This is a genomic window from Arthrobacter sp. ISL-5 (genome assembly GCF_018613835.1).
GTDB lineage: Bacteria > Actinomycetota > Actinomycetes > Actinomycetales > Micrococcaceae > Arthrobacter.
Genome location: NZ_JAGGPM010000047.1, coordinates 1 through 21,423, shown reverse-complemented (window position 1 = coordinate 21,423; position 21,423 = coordinate 1). Strand labels below are relative to the sequence as shown.

General features: G+C 61.6%; 15 protein-coding genes and 2 pseudogenes. 8 read left to right on the top strand and 9 right to left on the bottom strand.

Annotation, left to right across the window (positions count from 1 at the left end):
- Both J7I89_RS23125 and J7I89_RS23120 read right to left on the bottom strand, forming a co-directional pair.
- On the bottom strand, window positions 1–244 hold a 244-nt coding region (locus J7I89_RS23125; protein ID WP_214975412.1), incomplete at its 3' end, for a VCBS repeat-containing protein.
- Entirely contained in the window at window positions 241–1,854 is a 1,614-nt protein-coding gene (locus tag J7I89_RS23120; RefSeq protein WP_214975410.1) for a phytase, read from the bottom strand. The genes J7I89_RS23120 and J7I89_RS23125, both read right to left, overlap by 4 nt.
- Window positions 1,855–2,217: 363 nt before the next feature.
- Between J7I89_RS23120 and J7I89_RS23115 the strand changes: the two genes are divergently transcribed.
- The gene (locus J7I89_RS23115) at window positions 2,218–2,979 is read left to right on the top strand and encodes a hypothetical protein (RefSeq protein WP_308160016.1); all 762 of its coding nucleotides are present in this window, start codon (window positions 2,218–2,220) and stop codon (window positions 2,977–2,979) included.
- A gap of 744 nt (window positions 2,980–3,723) precedes the next feature.
- Here the strand turns inward: J7I89_RS23115 and J7I89_RS26040 are convergent.
- From J7I89_RS26040 to J7I89_RS23090, 6 genes and pseudogenes are all read right to left on the bottom strand, one after another.
- Window positions 3,724–4,058: pseudogene (locus tag J7I89_RS26040) on the bottom strand (DUF6308 family protein).
- Window positions 3,974–4,354: a DUF6308 family protein gene (locus tag J7I89_RS23110; RefSeq protein ID WP_308160015.1), complete on the bottom strand. Its 381-nt coding sequence runs from the start codon at window positions 4,352–4,354 to the stop codon at window positions 3,974–3,976. The pseudogene J7I89_RS26040 and the gene J7I89_RS23110 overlap by 85 nt, the downstream one beginning before the upstream one ends.
- 124 nt (window positions 4,355–4,478) lie before the next feature.
- Window positions 4,479–5,519 carry an NYN domain-containing protein gene (locus tag J7I89_RS23105; RefSeq protein ID WP_214975406.1) on the bottom strand — a complete coding sequence of 347 codons (1,041 nt, stop codon included), beginning with the start codon at window positions 5,517–5,519 and terminating at the stop codon, window positions 4,479–4,481.
- Window positions 5,520–5,633: 114 nt separating this feature from the next.
- Window positions 5,634–6,032 carry a DUF898 family protein gene (locus J7I89_RS23100; protein ID WP_251045761.1) on the bottom strand — a complete coding sequence of 133 codons (399 nt, stop codon included), beginning with the start codon at window positions 6,030–6,032 and terminating at the stop codon, window positions 5,634–5,636.
- Window positions 6,033–6,123: 91 nt separating this feature from the next.
- A complete protein-coding gene (locus J7I89_RS23095; protein ID WP_214975405.1) occupies window positions 6,124–6,804 on the bottom strand; it encodes a DUF4352 domain-containing protein in 681 nt (226 codons plus the stop codon).
- Between the two features lie 57 nt (window positions 6,805–6,861).
- Entirely contained in the window at window positions 6,862–7,542 is a 681-nt protein-coding gene (locus J7I89_RS23090; protein WP_251045760.1) for a hypothetical protein, read from the bottom strand.
- 232 nt (window positions 7,543–7,774) lie between these two features.
- Between J7I89_RS23090 and J7I89_RS23085 the strand changes: the two genes are divergently transcribed.
- From J7I89_RS23085 to J7I89_RS23060, 7 genes and pseudogenes are all read left to right on the top strand, one after another.
- Entirely contained in the window at window positions 7,775–9,838 is a 2,064-nt protein-coding gene (locus tag J7I89_RS23085) for a hypothetical protein (RefSeq protein ID WP_214975403.1), read from the top strand.
- Entirely contained in the window at window positions 9,838–11,466 is a 1,629-nt protein-coding gene (locus J7I89_RS23080) for a class I SAM-dependent DNA methyltransferase (protein ID WP_214975401.1), read from the top strand. Before J7I89_RS23085 ends, J7I89_RS23080 begins: the two co-directional genes overlap by 1 nt.
- Entirely contained in the window at window positions 11,463–12,731 is a 1,269-nt protein-coding gene (locus tag J7I89_RS23075; RefSeq protein ID WP_214975399.1) for a restriction endonuclease subunit S, read from the top strand. Before J7I89_RS23080 ends, J7I89_RS23075 begins: the two co-directional genes overlap by 4 nt.
- Window positions 12,732–12,839: 108 nt before the next feature.
- Window positions 12,840–13,195 (top strand): annotated as a pseudogene (locus tag J7I89_RS26035) (DUF1016 N-terminal domain-containing protein); the annotation flags it as partial.
- The gene (locus tag J7I89_RS23070; RefSeq protein ID WP_374102039.1) at window positions 13,181–13,828 is read left to right on the top strand and encodes a YhcG family protein; all 648 of its coding nucleotides are present in this window, start codon (window positions 13,181–13,183) and stop codon (window positions 13,826–13,828) included. The pseudogene J7I89_RS26035 and the gene J7I89_RS23070, both read left to right, overlap by 15 nt.
- Before the next feature lie 62 nt (window positions 13,829–13,890).
- Complete coding sequence (locus J7I89_RS23065) at window positions 13,891–17,061, top strand: type I restriction endonuclease subunit R (protein WP_214975414.1); 3,171 nt, start codon at window positions 13,891–13,893, stop codon at window positions 17,059–17,061.
- A 48-nt stretch (window positions 17,062–17,109) separates the two neighbouring features.
- Window positions 17,110–19,908, top strand: coding sequence for a TrlF family AAA-like ATPase (locus tag J7I89_RS23060; protein WP_214975397.1), 2,799 nt, complete (start codon window positions 17,110–17,112; stop codon window positions 19,906–19,908).
- A gap of 13 nt (window positions 19,909–19,921) precedes the next feature.
- Here the strand turns inward: J7I89_RS23060 and J7I89_RS23055 are convergent, their stop codons facing one another.
- On the bottom strand, window positions 19,922–21,244 hold the full coding sequence (locus J7I89_RS23055) for an ISL3 family transposase (protein WP_214975395.1): 1,323 nt from the start codon (window positions 21,242–21,244) through the stop codon (window positions 19,922–19,924).
- Window positions 21,245–21,423: the final 179 nt, after the last annotated feature.

The following is a 21,423-nucleotide window of genomic DNA, read 5'->3' as shown; positions in this document are numbered from 1 at the left end:
CCGGAGAGTCGGATATCTCTCCGAGACAATCCCTGGCCACCAGATCCGCCTTGCCGTCACCCGTCAGGTCACCCGAGGCGTCAAGGGCCGTCATGGCGTTCCAGCCACTGCCGAGCCGGATCCGGGAACCAAAACCGCCGCTACCGGTGCCCGGGTAGATGTACAGCACCCCGCTGGAATCCCTGGCCACCAGATCCGCCTTGCCGTCACCCGTCAGGTCACCCGAGGCGTCAAGGGCCGTCATGGCGTTCCAGCCACTGCCGAGCCGGATCCGGGAACCAAAACCGCCGGCACCGGTGCCCGGGTAGATGTACAGCTGGCCACCAGATCAGCCTTGCTGTCACCCGTGAAATCAATGGCGACAGATACGGTTACGACTGGCGCGGTGTCGATTACCCAAGTTCGCTCCGCAGGAGTTGGGTCGGAGTTGCCAGCCGCGTCGGTCGCTCGCACCGCGAAGACGTGCGAGCCAACTGCGAGATCAGCGTATTTCTTCGGCGACGTGCATCCCTCGAAGGCACCCCCATCCAAGGCACACTCGAAAGTCCCAGGCTCCGTCGCAGTGAAGGTGAACTCAGCCGAAGTGCTGCTACTGGTCCCTGATGGACCACCTGTAATCGAGGTATTGGGCGGTGTGGTATCCGGTCCGGGGTCTCCTCCTCCGCCCTCTGCTCCTATTTGACGCGGGTCAAAAGTGGTGTCCACAAGCAGCCGAGGGCTGAAGGCATCGGCAATTCGCTGCCAGGAGACAAGCTTGTGATTTTGGTTACCACTGTTACCGTTGCCCGCATTGGTGTTGTTGTGGTCCTGGCTGGTGAAAAGTCCAGCGGGATAGGAAGGTCCGAGTGGGAAATTGGTGACATCAATCCCGTCTTGACCATTCACACCGTCGACGCCGCCTCCATCGATGATCTTGAAGGAGCCGACGAAGGCGTTGTCACCGCGGTTGTAGATGACGAAGTTGGATCCACCCTGGCTCGACACAATCAGATAACCGGTCCCCTGCCGACCATAATAAATGGCGGAGTTCTTGACGTTCTCCACTATTCGTCCACCGGTTGCCACGGTGCGATCCACGAGTGTCCGGGTTGAACCGTCCCCCGGCTCAGCTCCGTACCGCCACAAGCCGACTTTCTCCTCGGACACATAGACACGTTGCAGCTCATCATCTGCCGAAATGCCTTCGGAGCTGTCGCCGTTGTCGAAAGAACGCACGGCAGTCCCTCGAACCGATCCATTGGAGCCGTCCAGCTCGAACTGGGTTACCACATTCGTATTGAAGTCATGCACAAAGGCGTAATACTTCCCAGAGACTGGGGAGTGATACATTCCGAAGCCGCGAGGCCTACCTGGAGTGCTGATGCGCCCCACCTCTGTCAGGGACCGATCCGCGACGTTCACCTTGTAGAATCGAACGCCGGTCGACTCCACATTCCTCTCCGTCACGCCGACGAGGGCGATGCGCTCACTGCCCAACGGAAAGTTGTACCGGAGATCGACGTTGTTCATACTGCCGTGCAGGTAGAAATGTAACTGGCGCCCCGACAGGTCGTAGACCCCCACGCCTCCGGTACTTAATTTGTCCGTACCGATCACCACGCTCTGCGACGGATCCGTGGGGTGTATCCAGATCGCGGTGTCGTCTGCCGCGTCACTAGAGCTCGGAACGGGTGTTGTCTCTGCCGACGGAATCACGACGACGTCCGCCGCATGCGCTTGCGGGGCGATGAGTACGTTGAGGCCTGCGAGGGCGGCAGCTAAAACCGCGACAAGCAGGAGCCAGAGCAGCGTGGGAGCGTGGCGCAAGGATCCGCCAGCCGCCTGCGTGCGTCGAACACTAACAGTGTGAGCCATGGATTTCCTATCCGTTGGCCGGTGCGCTGCACGAAGGCACCTAGGAGGCTGACGAGCAGATGCGTGCACACCTGAATGAGACCCCTGCGGCGACGGATCACAGCGGACGCCCGATACGGACGCCCCCAGCAACATTCAGCGCCGTAGATGAATCCTACCCGCGGCCGGACTAGCCCAGAATAAGGCCAGGTACCCGAATATCGGCTGGCACTACCTGATTTTCTGCCCCCGGTACTTGGTTGCTGGCTTGAGGTTAAAGACTCCCGGCGGAAGCCGAGGCACTATCAAAACGGGCCGGAACAGGACCAGCCTCTTTCGTCCACGGACAGTGAAGGCCAGACCACCATCTATAGCTACGACACTGTGCTGGCGCGCCCGTACCAGACCACCACTCCTGGCGGCGCGGCCGGCGGAGGCATTCGCACCCACCGTTACCAGGGCGACGCGGCGGCCACCACGTGCGGAGGCCTCCGGGGCCAGCTGTGCAAGATGATCGACGGCATAGGCAACACCACCTCCATCACCTACAACGCCTCCCGCTACCCCGTCACCCGCCCCGCACCGCTGGGCGTAATTACCAACACCTTCGACGCCGCCGGGCGGATCGCGACCAGCACGGACGGCAAGGGCCAGACCGCGACCTACGCCTACGACGGCAACGACCGGCTACTGCAGACCCGCTTCGGGGCCACCTGCGTCCCGGCGACCTGCGTGACCTACACCTACGACGCCAACGGCAACCTCAAGACCCGCGTCGACGGCTCCGGCACCATCACGCACAACTATGACGTCCAGAACCGGCCCACGTCCAAGACCATCGGCGGCGTCACCACGTCCCTGACCTACGACCCGGCGTCCAACATCACCAGCTTCACCGACCCGAGCGGCACCGTGAACTACCGCTACGACACCTCCGACCGGCTCACCGCCCTGGCCGAACCCGGCGGATCCTGCCCGCCGACACCGGCCTTCCCGAACGGCACCAAATGCACCGGCTTCGACTACGACAAAAACGACCGGCGTATCGGGACTAAATACCCGAACGGGGGTGAAGAACACCACCCTCTACGACAAGGCCGGCCAAAGTTGTCAGTTCTGCCAATTGAGTCGTCAACTCACAGCTGACAGGCTGGCGGTCCGGCAACTAACTACGAACCACCGTGTGAGATTCGGAGCAAGTTGGATCAAGATCAAGTTGCCCTGAATTAACTACTCACACAGGCGTTCGATCTATCTACATGACCTTTTTTGCGGCCTCTACAGATACTGCGAAATTGCTCAGTTAGTGTGAGATTCCGACCTATGTGGACCATTCCGCGTAGTGGGCCCCACTGTTTCCGCGGGTTCCTCAACGACGCGAAGGTAGCGCTGTTCCGAAGTACTTGACCTTTTTCTCTTGAGTTGCGGGACTAGGCAGTCGGCCGTCCCGATCAACATGCACACGTGCACAATTACCAGGCCAGCCTGGCGGCGGGTCAATGCAATGCGGCCGTCCAGCTGGCGGTTCCCGAGGTCTCGGGCCTCCGGCCGGGGGTTTGGCTATGGAGCAGAAGACGCCGGGGAGATCGCACTGCATTCTCAATGTTTAACTGCACTGTTGAACCCTGCGACACCTATCTGTGCGGCGGAATCAGCTATTCTCGCTGTTTAACCGCAACCCGCCGGGAATCCCAAAAATCTGGACATTCGGGGCACTTATCGTTGGGACCGGGTTATGGCCGTTGAGTGACTGATCGGCTAGCTCTGGGCTCCCTCATGCCGGGCAGCTCTCCCCCGGACGTAATGACCGCAGCACTCGAGCGCCGACCATCACGATCCGGAGCCAGATGTAAGCGACGTTGTTTATCCGATGCCCCCGCTGGGCGTGGTCTATTCTTCCGGCGGTGTCGTTTTTGCGCCACGGCTGCCCTTGTAGCCTAGGTCGCGGCCGTGCAGCCAGAGGATGGCGTCCATGATGCGAAGTTCGGAGAGGCCCTGGGAGACTCCTGATTGCTTATGGATGCGGTGGAGCCGGTCAGGTAATGGGCTGCCGGGCTGGAGGAGGGTGTGCCAGTTCAGCCACTGGTTCCGGGGGGTACGTTTGCCGATAACCTGGCCGATGACGACATCCCAGATGGGATCAGGTGAGGGCGTTTGCGATGCAGGATTTTGCTGGCGGTTGTGGGGCCGACGCCCCAGCGGGGTGCGTCGGCGGCGGGGAGAATGTCCCAGAGCTGGTTCGCGTGGCCGTCTCGCCGAGTGTGGTTTTGGCTTTTTCGAGGGTGAGCTCGCTTATTTTGGTATCGGTCGGGATGGCCGCGAGGAGCTTGGTGATCTTGTCGGCGACGGCGGGGTTGCGGAGGCCGACTGCGGCTTTGGCGGGGACGCTAACGGACAGCATGGACACTGCAACGAAGTCACTGTCCGTGATTCTGTCCCTCACGCCGGGGGTGTCGCCGCCGCCAGCCCACCCGTCAAATGAGCTGCCAGTGCTCAGCAACCCGGTCTTCGGGTCCTCCACAAGGTATTAGCGGTGCAGGAGCTTCGCTGCTTTGTCGACGTTCTCTTCGGACAGGATGTCAGGCAGATCCAATGCGGGCCCCCTATGGGCTCAACTTACGGACGGTGTGACGCTGCGTAGAACTCTAGTTGAGCTGGTCGAGGCGTTCCCAGAAGGCGCGGCGCAGTTCCCGGCGGATGCCCTGATAGTCGGTCTTCTGCTCTCCGATCCGTTGGGCGCAGTCCTTCAGGAGGACCCGGTCGATTTCCTGCGGCAGGAAGGGCCGTTCCACGACCAGTTCACGCAGGAGGCCCTGGGTGGTGTTGTTGTACCAAGACTCAGCGACGGCGTGTCCCACCTCGCACGCGGCGCCCATGGCGGACTCCTCGTGCAGGGCGCCAGCGCTACCCGTAACGGAGCTGTAAACCAGGTCAGCGGTTTCGGGACGCTGGGCCCGGTACACGGGCGCAGGAAGGAGGCCTGGGCGGGGCGTAAGGGAAGGCTTCGGGCGGACGGCACCGCCGTTCTCAGCCAAGACGGTGGGCGCGATCGACGCGGCAGGCGCCGCTGGCTGCAGAACCGGTGCGGGCGCTACGACCGGGACAGACGAAGTCACCGGCGCCAACGGAGCCGCCTTCACCTGCTTCGTGAAGCACTTCTCCACCAACTCCACCGGCAACGTGATGATGCTGTCCACCCGCAACGCCAAGTGCTCCGCGACCGAGGTCACCCCGAGGCGGTGGCTGGTGTTCTCCAGGCCCACCAGGACCACCTTCACGCCAAAGTCCTGCGCGGCTTCGACAGCTTCGGCCAGATCATCATCACCGGAGAGGAGGAATACGGTACTGGCGGCCTTGTTCCTGGCGACGCCGACAAGGTCCAGCCCCAGCTTCAGGTCCACGCCCTTCTGCACACCGTCAACTGACATCCGGCCCAAACGGACCTTCACCCCCGAGATCATGCCGATGCGTTTGTGCTGGTCAGTGAAAAGGGCGTCACGGGACGCGTCATACCAGTAGGTGCGGAGGGTGGGGAGGCCGCTGAAATCCTCGGTGCACTTGAGGATTCCCTCGATGAGGAGTTCAAAGTTGACAATGGACGCTGAGCGTAGGGAGGTGCCTGCGATCTGCATGCCTCCGACGGCGAGGAGAAATCCGGCATCGATAAAGATTGCTTGCTGGTCCATGCGTGGTGGCCTTGTCTATGGGTGTGGTGTTCAGGTGGTGATGCGTGGCGGGGCGCTGGCAGTCCGCGGCCTGCGGAAAATCCCTGCACCCGGTAGGGCGCAGGGCTTTCCCCACTACGCGAAGACGGTCTTTTCGACTTTCCACTGCATCAGTCGCGGGTAGACCCAGAATGTATAGATACCCAGCGTGATGATGCTCAGGAGCAGCCATTTGATCCACAGCCCAAAGATGCCCCACCCGGTGCCGATGAACTGAAGCTGCCGGCCCTGGAGGTACGTATTCTTGGCCCGCCACCGTTCGACCAGGACGACGGCGAACGGGTAGCAGATCCCAATGGTGCAGATCGTAATCAGGACGCCAAGGATCTGGGTGCCGAACCAGGAAGCGGCCCCACCGCGGAACTGGTAAATCTGGACCCCGGGCACGGTTCCGGCGCCGGCGGCCACCATGGTTCCGGGGCCTGCTGCGGGCACCTGCCCATAAACCGACGCATGCTCATTACTGATAGTCAAGGATTCCCCCAATAGACATTGCGAAAGTGAACAGTTGAACTGTAAGGGTTGCCAGGAGAGCCGGGCGCACTGGACACGACTCCCTACTCCCCTACCCCGGAATCTGGATCCGCGCAGCCTCCTGCATGAGCGGATTGGAGATCATGACCGTCACCGCACCGGGCGCCACGTCAAACGCGAGTAAGCCGCGGGACTTGTCGCCGGGCATCACACTCCCGGAGCCGAGCTGGTTGTCCGCGAACAGGTTCTGGTCGGCTTTGCGTCCCGCCTTGTCCTTGGCCGTGAAGTAGAAGGGATTGGAGCTGGTCTCCCCTGCCGATGTTTCCCAGAGGACATCCAGCAGCAGGTACGAGCCGTTCTTGGGTGGCGTCGCAAAGGCCGTTGTGCTCACGGACTGGGTCCGGACGGCGGAGACGATGGTGATCTTTGCGACGTCGCCGTTCCTCATGTCAACGGAGAAGGGCTTGCCTACGGTCGGCGCAGCAGGTGCCTTAGGCGCCGCCGGAGCAGGCGCAGGCGCCTGAGTTGCCGGTGCCTCCGCAGCCGGCGCCTGGGCGGCGGCTGCAGGCGCCGCCGCAGTGGAAGCAGCCGGGCTCGACGGCGAGCTGTCAACAGAACCGGACTTGCCACCACCACCGCAAGAGCCAAGAGCGATGCCGAGGAGCACGACAGTGGTGGGAATTACAAAGAGCTTCTTCTTGTAGAAGGGGCGCTTGGACGCAGCGGGCATGGCCGGAGCCGGAGGAAGGGGTTCGAAACTCTGGTGGGTCATGGAAATGCCTTTCGTGTGTGGTGACTAGTAGTGAGATGGAACGCGATGGGGCAGCTGTTACTGCTTCTGCCAGGTGCCGCAGCGCGATGACTTGAAGTCCTGTCCGGCGGACAGTGCAACGGAGGGCCGGCCGCCGCCCGGGAGGTCGTTTTCGATGATGTTGCCGCCGTTGCTGCCGGTCTCGTAGATGCCCCAATAGCAGCTGGATCCGACGTCGGCTGTGGCCCGGTACGTTCCGGCGGTGATGTCCTTGGCTACGGTCCACGTGCCGTCGGACACGGTGTTGGCCGCTTTTGTTTTCTCCGCTGCCGTCACGGCCTCTTCGCGCTTCTTGACGGCGGCTTCTGCGGACTTCACCGCGGCTTCAGCTTGGCCGACCTCGGTTTCCCGCGCCTGAACTTTCGTTTCCTTATCAGCCATGCCTGCCTGAAGGGTTTCGTAGTCGGATTTGATCGAGTCATAGCCGGACCGGATCGAGTCGCGTTCGGACTCTGCTCCGGCCCTGGCGTCCGCGAGGGATCGGTAGGCGTCACTGGCTTTGGGGTCAGGAAAGGTACTTCCGAGAGCGGTTCCGCCGGCCAGCAGGGCAACGGCCACCAGTACGCCGAGAACCCGCTTCTTGCGGCTCGGACGGCGGGGCACCGCGCCCGGTCCGGCTAACTCGACCGCGGGCGTCTCCGCCGGATCTGCGACGTCCTCGGTGACGGGCGTTCCCGGCGTGCTGCTTTCGGTGTTCATGGTTTCTCCCCAGTTCTCAATTGCGGTAGGACGGGCGGCGGGATACCGATCCCCCAATGCGTGGTTCCCCGCCGCCGCAGCCCCGGAGGATTCCTTCGTAGCTGCAGAACGAAGCTACGGCGGAGAAACGCCGCACAAGACCAAACAAACTGATAACCCCCGTTATCAGTCCCTCACCGGCAATGTCTGCCGCTGCGGTTACGCTTGGGGTCGACGTCGTAAGGAGGCGCAAATGAACGAAGCAACAGCCCTGCACATGACGCTTTCGGACGTCGCAGCCCTGGCTAAGGTCCAGCGCCCCGTCGTGTCCATGTGGCGCAAACGCAGCGCTGGCTCAGCCCACCCGTTTCCCGAGCGCGCAGCGATCGCAGGCGGCCGAGAGCTGTTCGACGCCGACCAGGTCGCTGCCTGGCTCGATGCGACCGGGCGCGGCAACAACACTGAGGCCCTCAACGACGTCGCCGCCTTCGCGCGGATGCCCGGCGCCGCAAGCGGCGGCGTCCAGCGAGACACACTGAACGGTCTCACAGCCCTGCTGACGCTGAAGGCACTGACCGGCAAGGCACTGGGGCGGATGGGCCCGGATGAACTGTTGGACGTGGCAGACGAGTGCGATCCGGATGACTTGTTCCTGTATTCAGAGCTGGAGAACCTGGGCACATCGCTTGCTTCGACGGCAACGTTCGCGGACCGGCTGGTGGACAGTGCGTACAACGCGCCCGCCGCTTTCGAGCAGCTGCTGGCCGCCCGGTTCCGGCTGGGGCTCCGAGAGCATGCGGATACCGCCCTCACGGAATCCGCTGTGGCGCTGGTTTCGTCGGCTGCCGTCGAACTGGCCGCGACGCTCGATGGCGACACAACGGTTGCCGATTCCACGCGTGGCGGCAGCGACCTCCTGATGGGCGTCGTGCGCGCTTCCGGCGAGAGTGCCCGCCTCGCCTTCCTGGTATCGGACGACGACGGCGGCGCCGGCCGCCTGATGCGTCGCCGCCTGCGCGTGCATGGCGTGGATGGCGGACACATCCGTGTGGACCCCAGCGGCGAGTTCGCCGTCGAGGGACCTGTGGTTCATGTGGCGCAGTACCCCTCCGTTGGCGCGCCAGGTATGGATGCCCTGCAGATCCTCGCAGCCGCGGAACACCTTGTCCTGCAGATGGACGACCAGCAGCGCGCTGTCATCATCGCTCCGGCACGGGTTCTCTGCGATGCACCGCTGGCCGCCGGCGCTGCGGGGATTCGTTCCGGGCTTCTGAGAACGGGCCGGGTGCGCGCCATCGTGAGGCTGCCCCAGGGCCTGCTGGTTTCCAAGCCCCGCGAAGCGCAGGCACTCTGGGTTCTGGGACCGTCGTTCGCTGAGGTACCCATCGCCGATCGCTGGACGATGGTGGCGAACCTCGGCACCCGGGACCTCAGCGAAGACGCCAGGCAAGACCTGGTCAGCGACATCGTCGCATCTATGGGAAACCGAGCCACGGTTCGCGCCCACTCCTTCCGCTTCGCCCGGCTGGTGCAGACCCGCGTGCTACTGGCCAGCAGACAATCGTTGGTGGAGGTTCAATCAGGCGGTTCGGTTCGGGCGCCCAGCGTCGCGGAGGCCGTCCTTCGGGTGGAAGAGCTCGTGCGCCTCCTGCAAACCTCAAATGCCGAGCAAGCCCGCTCCCTCTCGGTTATCGCCGGAGCCCCAAGCGCGAAAGCTCAGACTACCTCCGTCCAGGAACTGATCGCCGCCGGCAACCTCAAGTACATCAAAGGCAACCGGCTCGACGATGCCCATCTGACGGCCAACGACGGAACACAGGTGTTGGGGCCGGCGGAGCTGCTCGAGCCGCACGCAGCACCTCCACGCCGCATCGGCCTTCTCGACTTCACCGCCGCCTACCCCGCTGGCCGTCTCACCGAGCCCGGCGACGTCGTGTTCTGCACCAGCCCGCGGCCGGCCGCAAGGGTCGACGTCGAAGGCGGCGCCGTCGTCGTCTTCCCTGCCAGGGTGTTGAGGATCGACGACGGCGACCCCGGCGGTTTGGTGCCCGACGTCGCCGCTGCCGATATCAACAGACTGGCCCCGGCAGACAAGGACTGGCGTAGATGGCGCCTGCGTCGCACCCCGGATGCGCAGCGCCAGCCACTGCAGAACGCCCTCGCCGGATTGCAACACGAGCAGCAGGAAACCCGGCTTCGGCTCGAACGACTGGAAGAACTCGCTACCCTGATTACGGACGGCGTAGCGGGCGGAAGCCTTACCCTGACAGACCCAATTTCCAACCACGCCGCAGCACCAGCAGAAGGAACCAGATAATGCCCCCGAAATTGAAGGTGGACCTCGCCCCGTCCACTATGAAGGAACTCAAGGACACGCTCTGGAAAGCCGCGGACAAATTGCGCGGATCCATGGATGCGTCGCAGTACAAGGACGTGATTCTGGGGCTGGTGTTCCTGAAGTATGTCTCGGACGCCTTCGAGGAGCGGCGCTCGCAGATTGTCACCGAGCTGGAAGCCGACGGCCTCAACGAGGACCAGATCGCCCAGCTGATTGATGACGTGGACGAGTACACCGGCCGCGGCGTCTTCTGGGTCTCCGAACGGGCACGCTGGGCCTACTTGGCCGAGAACGCCAAGGGGCTGGATGCCGTTGACGGTGCCGAGCCCAAATCGATCGGGCTGCTGATTGATGAGGCGATGGACCTCATCATGCAGGACAACAAGAGCCTGGCCGCCACGCTTCCCCGCATCTACAACCGCGACAACGTGGACCAGCGGCGCCTCGGCGAGCTGCTGGACCTGTTCAACTCCGCCCGCTTCACCGGCCAGGGCGCCAGCAAGGCCCGTGACCTGCTCGGCGAGGTCTATGAATACTTCCTGGAGAAGTTCGCCAAGGCCGAGGGCAAGCGCGGCGGCGAGTTCTACACCCCCGCCGGCGTGGTCCGTGTCCTGGTCGAGGTCCTGGAACCGCACCGTGGCCGCGTCTACGACCCCTGCTGCGGATCCGGCGGCATGTTCGTCCAGGCCGAGAAGTTCCTGGCGGCCCACAACATGGAGGGCTCCGACATCTCCGTCTACGGCCAGGAGCTCAACGAGCGCACCTGGCGGATGGCCAAGATGAACCTCGCCATCCACGGCCTCAACGCCAACCTCGCCTCCCGCTGGGGCGACACCTTCGCCCGCGACCAGCACCCCGAGCTCACCGGGAACAACGGCGCGGACTTCATCATGGCCAACCCGCCCTTCAACATCAAGGACTGGGCCCGCTCCGAATCCGACCCCCGCTGGAAGTACGGCGTGCCCCCGGCCGGTAACGCCAACTACGCCTGGATCCAGCACATCATCTCCAAGCTTGCGCCCGGCGGCAGCGCCGGCGTGGTCATGGCCAACGGCTCCATGTCCTCCAACTCCGGCGGAGAAGGCGAGATCCGCGCCCAGCTCGTGGAGGCGGACCTCGTTTCCTGCATGGTGGCGCTGCCCACGCAGCTGTTCCGCAGCACCGGCATCCCTGTGTGCACCTGGTTCTTCGCCAAGGACAAGTCCGCCGGCTCGAAGGGGTCCGTCGACCGCACCGGCCAGGTGCTCTTCATCGACGCCCGGAACCTGGGCTACATGGTGGACCGCGCCGAGCGCGCCCTGTCCGATGAGGACATCGCCAAGATCGCGGGGACTTACCACGCCTGGCGGGGCACTGCCTCCGCAGCTGAGGAAGGACTGACGTACGACGACGAGCCTGGCTTCTGCTATTCGGCCACCCTCGCGGAGGTCAAGGCAGCAGACTACGCCCTGACGCCGGGACGGTACGTTGGGGCCGCGGACGTGGAGGATGACGGCGAGCCGATCGAGGAGAAGATCGCGCGGCTTTCAAAGGAGCTGTTCGAGCAGTTCGACGAGTCCGAGCGGCTGGCCGCTGTTGTGCGTGAGCAGCTGGGACGAGTGTCATGAACGAATGGCCCGTACACTCATTCGGCAATGCGCCGCTCCAAATGATCGACGGAGATCGAGGTAAGAATTATCCCAACGGAACTGATTTTGCTGCTGACGGATACTGTCTATTTCTCAGTGCGCGCAACGTCACCAAGTCTGGATTCCTGTTCGAAGAAACTACGTTTGTCTCCGCGGACAAGGACGCCTCCCTTCGCGCCGGAAAACTTCTTCGCGGTGACGTAGTTCTAACTACCCGGGGAACTGTGGGGAATGTAGCCTATTTCGACGAGGCGGTGCCGTTCGAAAATATGCGCGTCAACTCCGGAATGCTTATCCTACGGCCCGACCCGGCACGCCTCGATCCGAGGTACCTCTACTACTTCTTGCGGTCTGACTCGATGGCACAGCAAATCGAATCCCTGACATCGGGCAGCGCTCAGCCTCAGCTTCCAGTACGCGATCTGAGCAATGCCACGATCCCGGTCCCGGGTATGCACGAACAGCACGCCATTGCCGAGGTGCTGGGGGCGCTCGACGACAAGATCGCCGCCAACAGCAAGCTCACCCAGACTATCGACAATTACTTCATGGCCCGATGGTCGGCGCTGCCAGCGAATGATTCCTTGGAGCAGGTCAAGCTGACCGAATTAGTCGGAGACGTAATTGGAGGAGACTGGGGCACCTCGGAATCCGCTGCTCCGAGCACGGAAGAAGTGCTGTGCATCCGCGGTGCCGATATCGCGGATCTTCAGGGATCCGGCTTGGGCAGTATGCCACGACGGTTCATCAAACCAAACAGCCTACGGCGCCGGAAACTCGCGCATATGGACCTTGTGGTGGAGATGTCCGGTGGAAGCCCCACCCAGTCGACGGGACGAGTCGTCTTGATTACCAACGCAATGCTCAAGCGGTTGCCACTGCCGCTCAGCAGCTCCAACTTCTGTAGGATCGTTCGACTGAGTAATCACCGGAACGCGTTTTTCGTGTACGCACTCTTGCGAGAGAGTTGGACCCGAGGTGAGTTCTTCCAGTTTGAGAACGGGTCCACAGGCATCAAGAATCTGGCATTCGCGGATTTCTGCGCCACGAAGGAAGTGCGAATGCCAGGGCTGTGGCGTCTCCAAGAGTTTAACCGGCTTGCAGACGGCCTCTTCTCGCAGATGCAGTCGCTCGGCGAAGAATCGGCACGCTTGATGGCCACCCGAGACGCCCTACTCCCCCAGCTCATGTCCGGAAAGCTTCGGGTGAAGGAGGCGGAGGCATTGGTCGCCGCGGCCGTCTGAGGATCCTCGTCGGTGCCCGCCGATACATTCTTGGTGACATAGCCGCTCAGAAGGGACCCCCAGCATGTTGGAGCCAGCATCTTTTGAATCAACGCCAGCGAGTCCGGCATGCCGGCGTGGTATCCGGAGTTGCTGGCGCCCGTGATGGACCAGATTGGCAGTGGCCGGGCCAAGGCCGTCTCGGCAGCGAACCAGGAACTCGTTCACTCGGACTGGCGCATTGGGCAGTCCCTCCTGGCCCGCGAATCCCAGGAGGGCTGGGGCTCCAAGGTGGTGATCCGGTTGTCTGTCGACCTCAAGGACTGGTTTCCCGAAGCGCGTGGCTTCTCCCCGCGAAACCTGCGCTACACGACTTCGCAATGTTGCAGACAGCCTCTGCAACATTGCCGTGGAGTCACTATGTCCTGCTGCTGGAGAAGCTCAACGCACCCGAGGAACGGCTCTGGTATATGTCCGGCGCCATCGCCGAAGGCTGGTCCCATAGCGTCCTATCGCACCAGATCGAGACCGACTTGCGTAAACGCTCCGGCAAGGCGGTCAACAACTTCAAGGCGACGCTCCCGCCGTCGGACTCCGTCCTCGCCGAGCAGGCGTTCAAGGATCCTTATGTCTTCGACTTTCTGGCCATGACGGACAAACGGAACGAGCGCGGGCTTGAGGACCAGCTTGTCCGCCACGTCGAGAAATTCCTCCTTGAACTCGGCCAGGGGTTTGCCTTCGTAGGGCGGCAGGTCCGGCTGACCATCGGCGACGACGAATTCTTCGCCGATCTGCTGTTTTACAACTTCAGGCTGCGCTGCTTTGTGGTGGTCGAACTGAAAGCCACCGCCTTCAAGCCCGAGTACATTGGCCAGATCAATATGTACATGTCCGCGGTGGACGACCTCATGGCCCACCCGGACGACAAACCCACCATCGGGCTGCTGCTCTGCAAGACCAAGAACAACGTGGTGGCCGAATACTCGCTGCGCGGATTCTCAAAACCCATCGGCGTGGCTGAATGGGAATCCAAAGTGGTCAAATCATTGCCCGAGGAATTCGCCACGACACTGCCCAGCATCAGCGAACTCGAGGCCGAATTGTCGGACGATGGATAGGCTGTGCAGTAAATGACTTTGGGGGAACAACCGTGAGCACAACACCCGTCAAAATTCCGGCGATCGGCTTCTCCGAGGCCGACTGGGAAGGCGTGGCCAAGGAGCGGCTCGGCGAACTGGACTGGAAACCGCTGGCCGGCCAGGAGATCGCTCCCGGCACCGGCGAACGCGACACCTGGGATGAACTGCTCATCCGGCCTCGTCTCCTCGCGGCCCTGCAAAAATTCAACCCCGCAGTCCCGCTGCAGTACCTGCAGCAGGCCGCCGCAGAAATTGCGGCGCCGAAGTCCAACGACTCCATGGCCGAAAACCACCGGATCCACGGCTACTTCGTGGACGGCTACCGGCTCGGCTACATCGACAGCGACGGGCTCGAAGCCAACCCCACCATCCGCCTGCTCAGTCCCGACCCCGACCAGAACGACTGGCTCGCCGTCAACCAAGTCACGCTCATCCAGGGCGACTACAAGCGCCGCTTCGACGTGGTGCTCTACTGCAACGGCATGCCCGTCAGCATCGTCGAACTCAAGAAGGCCGGCAGCTACCACGCCGACGTCGCAGCAGCCCACGCCCAGCTCCAGACCTATCTCCGGGAATTCCCGCTCGCTTTCCGCTTCTGCGTCTTCACGCTCGCTTCGGACGGGCTCGAGGCGAAGTACGGCACGCCGTTCACGCCCCTCAACCACTTCTCACCATGGAACGTCGACGACGACGGCGTCCCCGTCGCGCCCGGATACATGGAGGAAGGCGAGGCGGTCACGCCGATGGAAACAGCCCTGAACGGGCTGTACAACCAGACCCGTTTCCTGCAGCTGCTGCAGAGTTTCACCGCGTTCGACGGCGGCTCCGAGGGTTTGACGAAAAGGATCGCCAAGCCGCACCAGTACTTCGCCGTGACCAAGGCCGTGGGTAGCACCGTCCAGGCCGTGGAGAGCAACGGTAAGGCGGGCGTCGTTTGGCACACGCAAGGTTCCGGCAAGTCCATGGAAATGGAGCTGTACACCAACCTGGTGGCCCGGCATCAACGGCTGAAGAACCCGACGGTCGTCGTCATCACAGACCGGAACGAGCTCGACGGACAGTTGTACGAAGGGTTCGCCCGGAGCCTGCTGCTGGCCGAGGCACCCAAGCAGATCCGCCGTCGTAATGAACTGCGGGACGAGCTGTCCAACCGGACCACCGGCGGCATCTACTTCACCACGCTGCAGAAGTTCGGGCGCAGCAAGGCCGAGAAGGACGCCGGGGCCGACCATCCGCTGCTGTCGGACCGGCGGAACATTATCGTGGTGGTGGATGAGGCGCACCGCAGCCACTACGACGACCTGGACGGTTATGCCCGGCACCTGCGCGATGCCCTGCCGCACGCCACGCTGATTGCGTTCACCGGAACCCCGATCTCCTTCGATGACCGCAACACTCGTGACGTGTTCGGGGACTACATCGACATCTACGATCTGTCCCGTGCTGTGGAGGACGGGGCTACTGTGCCCGTGTACTTTGAGCCGCGACTCATCAAAGTGGAACTGGCCTCGGGCGTGACCGAGGAGGACCTGGACCAAGCCGCCGACGAGCTGACCACCGGGCTGGACGATACGGAGCGGGCGCGGATCGAGGCGAGCGTCGCCGTCGTCAATGCTGTTTATGGTGCCCCTCAGCGCATTGCAGCGCTGGCCGCAGACCTGGTGGCGCATTGGGAGAACCGAAGCGCGCGTATGAAGAAGTTCATCGAGTCGCCTGGCAAGGCGATGATTGTGGGCGGAACGCGGGAGATCTGCGCGAACCTGTACTCGGCCATTGTGGCGCTGCGTCCGGACTGGCATTCGGATGACCTGTCCAAGGGAAAGATCAAGGTGGTGTACTCGGGGACCCCGTCCGATGTGCCGCCGGTGTCCGACCACGTACGCCGCGACTCTGCGAATGCGGTGGTGAAGGAGCGGCTCAAGGACGTGGATGACGAGCTGGAACTCGTGATCGTCAAGGACATGATGCTCACCGGCTATGACTCCCCTCCCCTGCACACCCTGTACTTGGACCGACCGCTCCGTGGTGCGCTGCTGATGCAGACCCTGGCACGGGTGAACCGGACGTTCCGCGGCAAGGAGGACGGACTTCTGGTGGCGTATGCGCCGCTGGCTGAGAACCTGGCGAAGGCGCTGGCGGAGTACACGGATGCCGACCAGCAGAAAAAGCCGGTGGGCAAGAACATCGATGATGCGATTTCGGTGACGTCGGACCTCGTTTCCAAAATTTCGGCGTTGCTTGCCGGTTATGACTGGCGGGCTGTCCTGATGAAGGGCGGGCCGAAGGCGTTCCTCAACGCGGTGACCGGGGCGGTGAACTACCTGCGGGAACCTTCGACGCCGTCCAGCTCCTCCGAGGACGGGGAATCACTGGCCGGTGCTTACCGCCGGCTGTCCGGGCGGCTCTCCCGGGCCTGGGCACTGTGCTCCGGTGCCGAGACGATGGCTCCGCTGCTGCCCGAGGTCAAGATGTACGAGGAGATCCGGGTCTGGATGGCGAAGTTTGATGCCAACGACCGGCAGGCGTCCGGAGAGCCGGTGCCGGAGGATATCCAGCGGTTGTTGGGCGAGCTGATTGCCTCTGCGACGTCGTCCGGGGAAGTCCTCGACATCTACGAGGCCGCCGGCATGCCGAAGCCGTCGCTGGATGACCTGACGCCGGAGTTCATCGCGAAGACGCAGAAGGCCCGGAACCCGCAGCTGGCCATCGAGGCGCTGCGGAAGCTGATTGCTGATGAAACCGTCACGGCGACCCGGAACAATGTGATCCGGCAGCGAGCCTTCTCCGAACGCATCACCGAGCTGATGAAAAAATACACTAACCAACAGCTGACGTCGGCTGAGGTCATAGCCGAGCTGGTGGAACTGGCTCGCGAAGTCGCCGCCGAGGCCAACCGCGGCGCGCACTTCACTCCCCCGCTGAACTCGGATGAGCTGGCATTCTACGACGCCGTGGCGCAGAACGAGTCAGCCGTCGAGGTCCAAGGCGAGGGCGTTCTGGCCGACATCGCTCGGGAGCTCGTTTCCGTGATGAGGCGGGATGTCCGGACGGACTGGACCGTCCGGGATGATGTGCGGGCAAAGCTGCGCTCCTCAATCAAGCGTTTACTAGTTCGGTTCGGATATCCCCCGGACAAACAGTCTGAGGCAATCAAACTGGTCATGGAGCAAATGGAGTCGATGGCTCCTCGGTTTGCCGACACCCGGACATAGCTTAGGTTGTTTATGTTCGATCAGAAAAATAGCGAAATGGGGAAATAGTTGAAAGTCTTTGCTCGTGGTTCCGAATGGCGGAAATGGGATCTCCATGTCCACGCTCCCGGCGGTACCATGGAAGATCGTTACGTTGATGGCAGTTTGGACGAAATCGGAATCCTTGACCGGTTCTGCAAGACATTAGCGGAGTCGGACGTTGAAGTGATCGGCCTAACTGATTACTTCAGCCTCGATAATTACTTTCGCGTCACGGAGCGCTATCAGGAAATCTACGGGAAAACGGACAAGGTTTTCTTTCCGAATCTGGAACTCCGACTTGTCGAGTCGGTCAGCAAAAAGCTTGCTAATGTCAACCTTCACCTCATATTTGATCCTTCTCTGCCGAAAACACAGCTCTCACGGTTCATCTCCCAACTCAAGACCACACATCTCGGGACAAACAGGACTGCGGTCACTTGCTCTGAATTAGGTCCACAAGAGTATGACTCCGCGAGCGTCTATCTTGAGGAGGTGCGAAAAACCCTGGAAGACGTCTTCGGGGCAGATGAATCATGGAGAGGGCTTGTTTTTCCAGTAATGCCAGCGGGCAACGATGGAATTAGGCCAGAGGGCAAACTTTCCGGATCCCGACGCAAAAAAGTTCTCGCGGGCAATCTCGACCTCTTTACATCTGGCATCTTCGGAAACCCCAATGATGTCGCCTACTATCAAAATGAAGTAGAGGGTTCGACTCGCAAGGAGGACCTGCCTCCAAGACCCGTGTACGCGGGGTGTGACGCACATAGCTTCGAGGACCTTGAAAGCTGGCTGGGACGAGAAGCCCGTGGCTCGGCCCACAAACACGTCACATGGATCAAGGCGGACCCAACGTTCGAAGGACTCTTGCAAACTGCCATCGAAGCATCAGAGAGAGTTCGACTCCAGGCAACGAAGCCTGATCGAAAGCAGCCGTACCAAGTCATTACCGCGGTCAATTTCCCTCACTCGGCTGATTTTCCTGCGACCATCACGCTCAACCAGAATCTGGTTTCTGTCATCGGGAGCCGTTCCTCGGGGAAGTCCTCATTACTCGCCCACGTTGCCCACGCGGTCGACGCCAAGTACACAAAGCAACAACAACTGGACAGCGGCTTTTACACTTCACTAGAAGAGACAGGGCCTGCTGCCGGCCGAACCTGGAAGAACACGCCAGCAGACATCTGTCAGGTCATTTGGGGTGATTCTCCCGACACAGCTGGCAAGGTCATCTACATCCCTCAGAATTCACTGTTCAATCTTAATGAACGTTCTTCCGAAATCACCGGAAAGATTGAGCCGATTCTCTTTAGAGCCCGGCCGGATTTCGAGGCAGCTCACGCCAAGGTGCTGGTGGACATAAAAACCAGCGGCGAAGACGTTCAGAAGTCTTTGAAAGACTGGTTTGCTCAATCATCCCAGATTCGCGAAATGGCAGCGAAGGTGAATGAGATTGGTGATCCAGACGCCATACGAAAACAGAAAGCGGAGCTGACGTCACAGCTGGAACGCCACCGAGCCGAGACGCTGCTGCTAGATGACGAGGTGAGCAGATACCAGGCTGTTATGGAGCAGCTAGCGCGTCTTGAGGGCGAGAAAGCCAGCCGGGCGGCCGACCTGGCCGCGCTGAGCCCGTATCTCGTGACGGACGGTGTGGAGGCTCAAGAGACATTGCATGCCCGAGTTACCGTGTCGATCACCGCCTCGCCTTCGCCAGAGGTACTGCCTACAGCACTGCATGAGGCGGTGGCGAAGATGACATCGGAAGCTTCAACGAGTTTGAGCAAGGCCATAGCCGAAGTGCTCATCGAGCACCAGAAGCAGTTATTAGCAGAAGCAGCATGCCTTGATTCTTCAGTGGACGAGTTAAGAGCAGCTAATATTGAGCTCATCGAAAAGAACGAAGCTAATTCAGTAATCGATGAGCTCGTGCAGCAGATCGGTCAACAAGACCAGGCCCTTACTCTTATTGAAAAGCTCGAATCTGACTTAAATAGCATGATAGATTCCCGGGATGAGAGCCTCTCAAGCTTGTCCTTAAGCCTGGACGATCGTGCACGAACCATCAGTGATCACCTTCGCTTCTTTCATGCTGGTCTGGTAGAGGTTGATGGTATGAAGTTCGGAATCGAAGGCGAACTCGATCCGGGCAAATTATCCGCTCTAGCTCAAGACTTCGACCAACGATCAAACACTGAATTCGTAGAACGCAACGTGGGCCTCCGGATCGAGCAAGTGCTTGCTAAACCCGCCGATTTCTTGAACGCACTAGTTCAGGGTGATCAAAAACTTAAGCAGGGAAAGTCCGTCACTTCAGTAGCCGAGCAGGTTTTCACCCTCGTGCCCGACTTTCATTTCTTCGCGGAATTGGAAGGCGACAGGATTGGAGGATTTGAACGTTCTTCCATGACGCCAGGAAAGCAAGCCATGTTCGCCCTTCAACTTATTCTGAGTGAGTCCGACGACCGGTGGCCGCTCCTGATCGACCAGCCGGAGGATGATCTTGACAGTCGATCAATCTACGAGCACGTCGTGCCCTACCTGAAGAAACGTAAGACTGAACGTCAAGTGATTATGGTGACGCACAACGCCAACCTTGTGGTGGGCGCTGACAGCGAGCAGGTCATCGTCGCCAATCGGCACGGAACAGACAGCAGGAACGCTGGCGACAGGACCTTCGACTACCTTACGGGTTCCCTAGAACACACCATGACCTTGTCCGAACGGCCGCATAAGCTCGAAAGCTGCGGCATCCGTGAACATGCATGCGAAATACTGGACGGTGGTAGGGAAGCATTCCAAAAACGGAAAGATAAGTACCGAGTTTAGAGGCCCTTCGCATTTAGGCATGGTTGGTCTGCTGGTTCCGGTAGGGTCGGTGGCCGCCGGCGGCGAGTAGGCATCTGAGTCTGTAGTTGGTGAAGTTGCGGAAGCCTCGGGCGATTCTGCGGGTGGTTTCTATGACGCCATTGATCGCTTCGGTGGGTCCGTTGGAGGCGCCGTTGGTGGCGAAGTAGGCCAAGATTGCTGTCTTCCATTGTTTGAGTGTCCGGCCGAGGCGGGCGACTTCGGGGATCGGGCAGGACGGAAATGATGCGATCACTTGGTTCACGAGTTCCCTGCCCCGTTCCGGTCTGGCGTGGTAGATGTTGCGGAGCTTCTGGTAGCACTGCCAGGCGAGGGTGACTTCGTCGCCGGGATCCCCGTCGGTGAGTTTCGCATCGAGTCGGGCGGCTTGTTTGTCGGTGAGGTTTTCGGCGCCGATCTGCAGGGTCCTGCGGATCCCGTAGAGGCAATCGCCCTTGCGGCCGCGGTGGCCCAGGGTGTCCTGCTGGACCCGGCGGCGGACCTCGTCGACCATGGCTGAGCCCAGCTTCACTACATGGAACGCATCCAACACGGTGATGGCTTCGGGCAGTTCGTCCCGGATCGCGTTCGCGTAGCCGCGGAACGGGTCCAGCGCTGCCGTTTTGATCCCGGTGGTGAACCCCGGACCGCGGCTTTTGAGCCAGTCGGCGTAGGCCTTTCCGGACCGCCCCGGAACGAGGTCCAGCAACCGGGCATGCACCACGCCCTGGGCGTCGCGGGTGTGGTCCACGATCCCGGTGACCATGCCGGATCCAGGCGGGCCGGTGTGGGACCAGACATGCTCATCGACGCCGAGCGCATCCACCCCTGTCAGCCTGCCGGTCGCTGCGATCCGCCGGGTGGCCTCTGCCTTGATGGCGTCCCAGGCCGTGTGCCAGGACACTCCGAGCTGGTGCGCCAAGGCGGAAACCGAGGTGTCAAAACGCTGCAGAGCTTCCGTCGCCCAGGCTACCGCCCGGGCGGTGAGTTTCGCCCGGGGCCACGCCAATTCGTGCTCTTCGGTGAACGTCGTTCTTGAGCAGTCCGGATCCGGACATCGCCAGACCCGCTTGGCCCACAGCAGCCGCACCGGCCGGCCGAAACACGGGATGTCATGAAGCCGGACCTGACGGCGACCGTGCCCGACCGCGACGACGCCGCAGTCCGGGCAGCCACTGACGGTTTCGGCTGTCTCGACACGCAGAACCAGGCCGGTCCCGGTCGCCGTGACAGAGCAGACGTGGATGCCTTCGACATCAAGAAGCGCGTCTGCCCGCTCGCACCAGCGACCGCCCGAACAGCAAGTAGCATTGGGCATATCAGGGTCTCTTTTGAACTTGGAAGCTTGGTCGCTACCAATTCAAAGAGGCCCTGACCTCTCTCCTCCGGCACCACGCCGAAGCGGCATCAGGCCACGCTCCTGCCCCGGCGTCAGAGAGCCCTAACCATGCTCATCTGCGAAGGGCCAGTTTAGACCGAAGTTACGTGGGCCTCCCG

Coding starts and splice junctions, on each gene's coding strand:
- J7I89_RS23120 (WP_214975410.1), bottom strand. CDS start 1,854: ATGGCTCACACTGTTAGTGTTCGACGCACGCAGGCGGCTGGCGGATCC.
- J7I89_RS23105 (WP_214975406.1), bottom strand. CDS start 5,519: ATGGACCAGCAAGCAATCTTTATCGATGCCGGATTTCTCCTCGCCGTC.
- J7I89_RS23095 (WP_214975405.1), bottom strand. CDS start 6,804: ATGACCCACCAGAGTTTCGAACCCCTTCCTCCGGCTCCGGCCATGCCC.
- J7I89_RS23090 (WP_251045760.1), bottom strand. CDS start 7,542: ATGAACACCGAAAGCAGCACGCCGGGAACGCCCGTCACCGAGGACGTC.
- J7I89_RS23085 (WP_214975403.1), top strand. CDS start 7,775: ATGAACGAAGCAACAGCCCTGCACATGACGCTTTCGGACGTCGCAGCC.
- J7I89_RS23080 (WP_214975401.1), top strand. CDS start 9,838: ATGCCCCCGAAATTGAAGGTGGACCTCGCCCCGTCCACTATGAAGGAA.
- J7I89_RS23075 (WP_214975399.1), top strand. CDS start 11,463: ATGAACGAATGGCCCGTACACTCATTCGGCAATGCGCCGCTCCAAATG.
- J7I89_RS23070 (WP_374102039.1), top strand. CDS start 13,181: ATGTCCGGCGCCATCGCCGAAGGCTGGTCCCATAGCGTCCTATCGCAC.
- J7I89_RS23055 (WP_214975395.1), bottom strand. CDS start 21,244: ATGCCCAATGCTACTTGCTGTTCGGGCGGTCGCTGGTGCGAGCGGGCA.